The organism is Flavobacteriales bacterium, from assembly GCA_013001705.1.
Classification (GTDB): domain Bacteria; phylum Bacteroidota; class Bacteroidia; order Flavobacteriales_D; family JABDKJ01; genus JABDLZ01.
On the sequence record JABDLZ010000220.1, the window covers coordinates 1 to 6,130 of the forward strand.

Annotated in this window: 4 protein-coding genes; all 4 read left to right on the forward strand. The window is 51.0% G+C overall.

Annotated elements, in window-relative coordinates:
• Positions 1–2,565: T9SS type A sorting domain-containing protein (locus HKN79_08970; protein NNC83697.1), on the forward strand; the 2,565-nt coding region annotated here is incomplete at its 5' end.
• Positions 2,566–2,715: 150 nt separating this feature from the next.
• A complete protein-coding gene (gene carB, locus HKN79_08975) occupies positions 2,716–5,535 on the forward strand; it encodes a carbamoyl-phosphate synthase large subunit (GenBank protein NNC83698.1) in 2,820 nt (939 codons plus the stop codon).
• Positions 5,536–5,653: 118 nt separating this feature from the next.
• Positions 5,654–5,917 (forward strand): DUF4834 family protein, encoded by a 264-nt coding sequence (locus HKN79_08980; protein ID NNC83699.1) that lies wholly within the window; start codon positions 5,654–5,656, stop codon positions 5,915–5,917.
• A 61-nt stretch (positions 5,918–5,978) separates the two neighbouring features.
• Positions 5,979–6,130: hypothetical protein (locus HKN79_08985; protein NNC83700.1), on the forward strand; the 152-nt coding region annotated here is incomplete at its 3' end.

Consider the following 6,130-nt stretch of genomic DNA (forward strand, 5'->3'; position numbering starts at 1 on the left):
ACCTGGTATCAGGTACAGACCGGGGAGATCGAGGATATGGAATATCACCCGACCGACCCCACTATCATCTACGCCAATGGCCATACCTTCTATCGAAGTATCGATGGGGGAGAGAATTTCGAAGCTAGCAACGAAGGTCTACCAAGCAGCTCGGATGTCAGCCGTTACAGCACCGCGGTGAGTCCCGATGAGCCGGATTGGGTCTATCTATTGGCTGGTGATGCCGATACACAAGGCTTTTTGGGCATATACCGCTCGACCGACCAAGGTCAGACCTGGACTCTGCGAGCCGATTCTCCCAACCTGATGGGATGGAGTGGCGAAGGCACAGATACAGGCGGTCAGGCTTGGTACGACATCGCTGTTGAAGTCGACCCCGATAATGCGGATAGGGTATTCGTAGGTGGAGTCAACCTCTGGCGTTCCAATACAGGGGGCAGCAGTTGGAGCATCCGCGCGCACTGGGTCTATCCATCCTTTACTGGAGCTTATGTCCATGCAGACATCCATGATCTGAAATACATTGGCAATAGACTCTACTGCTTGAGTGATGGAGGCATCTTCGTTTCCAATAGCGATGGTACGGCCTTTACCGATCTGACCGAAGGCTTGACGATCACCCAGTTCTACCGACTGGGTTCGAGTGTCACCAATTCCAGTCTTATTCTCGCTGGTGCACAGGACAACGGCATGCTGCGCACCCTGAATGGGTCTTGGGGACAGATCTACGGAGCAGACGGCATGGAATGTCTCGTACACCCGACTAATACCAGTCGCTACTTCATTTCCTCCCAATACGGGAACATCCGCAGGACCAATAACGGTGGAGACTCCTTCACTAATTGGGTCGAAGGAATTCCAGAGTCGGGTGCCTGGGTCACACCCTTCATGCTCGACCCCAATGATCCCAACACACTGTTTGCCGGATATGAGAGCCTATGGAAGCGTACAGGCAATGGAGCTTGGTTCCAACTCAGTCCTCCGAGTGGTAACATTACGCAATTCAATATCGCTCCTTCCAACTCGGATGTGATCTACATCGTGCGGAGTACCACCGTCCTGAAGACCACGGATGGCGGAGATACTTGGTCCGGTATTTCAGTAGGTGGATCGTCAACGACCAAGACTTCCATCGCTTTCAACCCGGAAGATGAGAATGAGGTCTATATCACCGTATCCGGTTTCAATATCGGTAGCAAGGTATATCGCACGACAGATGGTGGAGATAATTGGGAGAACATCTCATACAACCTCCCGAATTTCCCGGCCAACTCCATCGTCTACGAAGCAGGTAGCAATGGGGGACTCTACGTGGCCATGGATGTGGGCATCTACTATATCAATGACGACCTGGTCAATTGGATCCCGTATGAAGAAGGGCTTCCCAAGGTGCCTGTCAGTGAGTTGGAGATACACTACGCGACCAATAAACTCAGAGCCGCTACCTATGGACGTGGACTTTGGGAGAGCGATCTTTTCACCGGTCTCACCGAACCACCAGCAGCGGACTTCATTGTCAGTAAGGAAATGGCCTGTGTAGGAGAGGAGTTGACATTCACCGATTTCTCCATCAATCATTCTCCGGGATGGCAATGGGTATTCGAAGGAGGAAGCCCAGCTACTTCTACCGAGCAGAATCCACAGGTCACCTATGCAAATGCAGGTACCTATGATGTAAGTCTGATGGTGGATAATGGAGTAGGATCCGACATGGAAATGAAGTCCGAGTTCATCACCATCCTATCTGATGTGGGAGAAGAAATGCCTTTCACGGAAGGATTCGAGACCATAGTGGATCTGGAGGTCTCCGATAGATGGTCCATCGAGAATCTGGACAATGACATGACCTGGGAAGTGAATACCAGTGTCGGGAATGGAAGTCCATCTTGTGTGTGGATCAACAACTATAACAACGCTTTCGATCGCAAAGACCGCTTGTTCTCAACGACCATCGATATGAGTGGCGCTGAAGAGATGGAACTCACCATGGACGTGGCCTTTGCACAGATCGATGAGGATGACAAGGACAAGTTGAGGGTTTACTCCAGCACGGATTGTGGCAACGACTGGGATTTGAAGAAATCCTTCTCAGGGCACACCACCCTGCACAGTGTGGACCCTATGACCGAGGAATTCTTCCCCTCCGGTCCTGAAGAATGGCACACTTTGGTGGTCGATAATCTGGATAGCGATGATGCCGTAGAAGGATTCCGCTTCTATCTCTATTTCGAGAACGATGGAGGGAACAACATCTTCATCGATAATATCAATCTCTCATTCATCGTCAGCGGTGTCGAGGATCTGGACATAAAGAACCTCGATATGCAGATCTTCCCCAATCCGAGTGCTGGCAACAGTGCTTTGGAATTCTTCCTTCTCGGGGATAGAGAAGTAGGGCTCAGCATCTATGATATCAGTGGTCGGGCCATCGATAATATGGATCTGGGCAGCCTCGGATTCGGTCCGCATCGCTTCGATCTGGAAATGGACCTGGGATCAGGTGTCTATCTGGTCGAATTGAGCGTGGATGGCAAGTCAGAGACCATTCGCTGGTTCATCGATTGACTTATCCACATCGGTGGAAATCTAGCGGTCGGCCAAGAAAGGCGATCTGCTACATTTGTGCCCTGATATGCTTAAAAGCACAGAAGGAAATTGAAAAGGTACCCCCTTGGTCAGCGACCATGGGGGTATTTTTTAAGCACTGAATGACAAATGCCACGAGATAACTCCATCAAGCATGTTCTGATCATCGGCAGCGGACCGATCATCATCGGTCAAGCCTGTGAATTCGACTACTCCGGATCACAAGCCTCCCGCTCTCTGAGAGAAGAGGGGATCAAGGTCACCTTGATCAACTCCAATCCGGCCACCATCATGACCGACCCTCTGACGGCCGATAACATCTATCTGGAACCCTTGGACCCCAAGAGTATCGTCCAGATACTGACAGAACATCCCGATATCGACTGCGTGCTGCCGACCATGGGAGGGCAGACTGCCCTCAATCTGGCCATGAAGTGCGATGAGATGGGCATCTGGAAAGACAACGATGTACGCATGATCGGGGTGGATATCGATGCCATCAACATCACCGAGGACCGCGAGCAATTCCGCAAGCTGATGGGGGAGATAGGAGTGGGAATGGCCCCGCAGAAGACAGCCAAGAGTTTCTTGGAAGGAAAAGAGGTGGCTCAAGAATTCGGATTTCCGCTTTGCATCCGTGCGTCCTACACCCTGGGTGGAGCCGGAGCGAGTTTGGTCTACGACCAAGAGGAGTTTGATAAGCTCCTCACCCGCGGACTCAAGATATCTCCCATCCATGAGGTCATGATAGACAAGGCCTTGATCGGATGGAAAGAATACGAGCTCGAACTCCTACGTGATGCCAATGACAATGTCACCATCATCTGTAGCATTGAGAATATGGATCCCATGGGCATCCATACCGGAGATAGCATCACGGTCGCTCCGGCCATGACTTTGTCTGACAGTACCTATCAGAAGATGCGCGATATGGCCATCATGATGATGCGTGCCATCGGTGACTTCGCTGGAGGCTGTAATGTACAGTTCGCAGTGAGCCCCGATGAGAAAGAAGAGATCATCGCCATCGAGATCAATCCGCGGGTATCTCGATCCTCTGCATTGGCATCCAAGGCTACGGGATACCCCATTGCCAAAATAGCCGCTAAACTCGCTATCGGATATCATCTACCGGAGCTGAAGAACCAGATCACCAAGACCACTTCTGCCTTCTTCGAGCCTACATTGGACTATGTGATCGTCAAGATCCCACGTTGGAACTTCAACAAATTCAAAGGCTCCGATCGCAGACTCGGTCTACAGATGAAATCGGTGGGAGAGGTGATGGGTATCGGTAGATGCTTCCAAGAAGCGCTGCAGAAAGCCTGTCAATCCCTGGAGATAGGCCGCAATGGACTCGGTGCCGATGGTCGGGAAGTCACCGATCTGGACACTCTACTTAAAAGCCTGGAATTCCCGAGTTGGAATCGACTCTTCCATATCTATGATGCGATCAAGATGGGTATTCCTTTCGATACCATCTACGAGAAGACCCGTATCGATGTCTGGTTCCTCAAGCAGATCGAAGATTTGATATTGCTCGAGAAACGCATCAATGGCGAAGAACTCGAGACCCTACCTAAGGAGATGATGGTGGAAGCCAAGCAGAAAGGCTATGCTGACCGGCAGATCGCACACCTGCTCGGCTGTCTGGAGAGCGAGGTCTTCAAGAAGCGCCATGAGATGGGTGTGAAACGGGTCTACAAGATCGTGGACACCTGTGCGGCCGAGTTCAAAGCCGAGACACCGTATTACTATTCCACCTTCGAAGAGGAGAACGAATCCATCGTTTCCGATCGGGAGAAGATCATCGTACTGGGATCAGGCCCCAACCGTATCGGACAAGGGATCGAGTTCGATTATAGCTGTGTGCATGGAGTCTTGGCGGCCAAGGAGTGCGGCTATGAGACCATCATGATCAATTGCAATCCCGAGACGGTCTCCACTGATTTCGATACGGCTGATAAGCTCTATTTCGAACCCGTCTTCTGGGAGCATATCTACGATATCATCCTCCATGAGAAGCCCAAAGGCGTGATCGTCCAATTGGGTGGGCAGACTGCTTTGAAGCTGGCTGAGAAATTGGAGCGCTACGACATTCCGATCATGGGGACCAGCTACAAGGCACTCGACATGGCCGAAGACAGAGGGACCTTCTCTCGCCTTCTCAAGAAACTGGATATCCCTTATCCGAAGTTCGGAGTGGTGGAGAATGCAGAGCAGGCCATGGAGCTGGCCGATGAACTCGGATTCCCCCTTCTGGTCAGACCCTCCTATGTACTGGGCGGACAGAAGATGAAGATCGTCATCAACAAGGACGAACTCATGCATCATGTCGTGGACATCCTCCATGATATGCCGGATAACAAGATCCTGCTCGACCACTTCTTGGATGGAGCCTATGAGGCCGAGGCCGATGCCATCTGCGATGGAGAGGACGTGCGCATCATCGGGGTCATGCAGCATATCGAACCGGCCGGTATCCATTCCGGAGACTCCTATGCCGTATTGCCACCCTATAATCTGGGAGACCTGGTACTCGCACAGATCGAGGAGTATACCCAGCGCATAGCCGTGGCTCTGGAGACGGTGGGATTGATCAATATCCAATTCGCCATCAAGGACGATAAGGTCTACATCATCGAGGCCAATCCACGGGCTTCCCGTACCGTGCCATTTATCGCAAAGGCCTACCAAGAACCTTATGTCAACTATGCCACCAAGGTGATGCTGGGCAAGAAGAAGGTGAAGGACTTCAACTTCGACCCCAAGCGTAGGGGATATGCCATCAAGATACCGGTATTCAGCTTCGAGAAATTCCCTGATGTGAATAAGGAACTCGGTCCGGAGATGAAGAGCACTGGAGAGGAGATCCGCTTTATCGATGACCTGCGTGATCCATATTTCTTAGAGGTGTACTCCGAGCGTAATCTCTATCTCAGCCGTTAGAGAATGAGCAATGATCAGTGATGAAGGATGAATGGAAGGGCTAAGAAGACTTTCTGCCTCTAGAATCCATTCATCATTCAAAATTCATCATTCTTAATGGACATTGTAACTTCGTGGTATGGCCGGTGTAGTCAGACTCGTATTGATCTTCTTTTTATTCATGCTCCTAGCCCGTCTGGTGAGGAGATTCGTCTTTCCATTGATCTTCCGAAAGGCCACTGAGCGTATGCGTAGGGATATGGAAGAACGCATGCGTGCCCAGCGCGATATGCAGGATACCCGGGAAGAAGGCGAGATACGTGTCGAAAAAGGTAATTCCAGAGCCTCTGATACCTCACAGGTAGAGGAAGGGGAATATGTGGATTACGAGGAGGTGGAGTAAGGTCCTTATTCCCGATTTTTCCCTATCTTACGAGGAGTCCAATCTCCTTAAACCCAATGCCATGCGAAGCAAAAGAGATATCTGCAGATCCTGGTTCGACCGGGTCTGGTCGCAAGAGGATCCCCAAGCCATTTATGACATGTTCGTTCCCGAAGGGGATGTACACGGTCTACGTACCCAAGAACCCATTATCGGTCCCGATGGATTTGCCGA

Coding starts and splice junctions, on each gene's coding strand:
- carB (NNC83698.1), top strand. CDS start 2,716: ATGCCACGAGATAACTCCATCAAGCATGTTCTGATCATCGGCAGCGGA.
- HKN79_08980 (NNC83699.1), top strand. CDS start 5,654: ATGGCCGGTGTAGTCAGACTCGTATTGATCTTCTTTTTATTCATGCTC.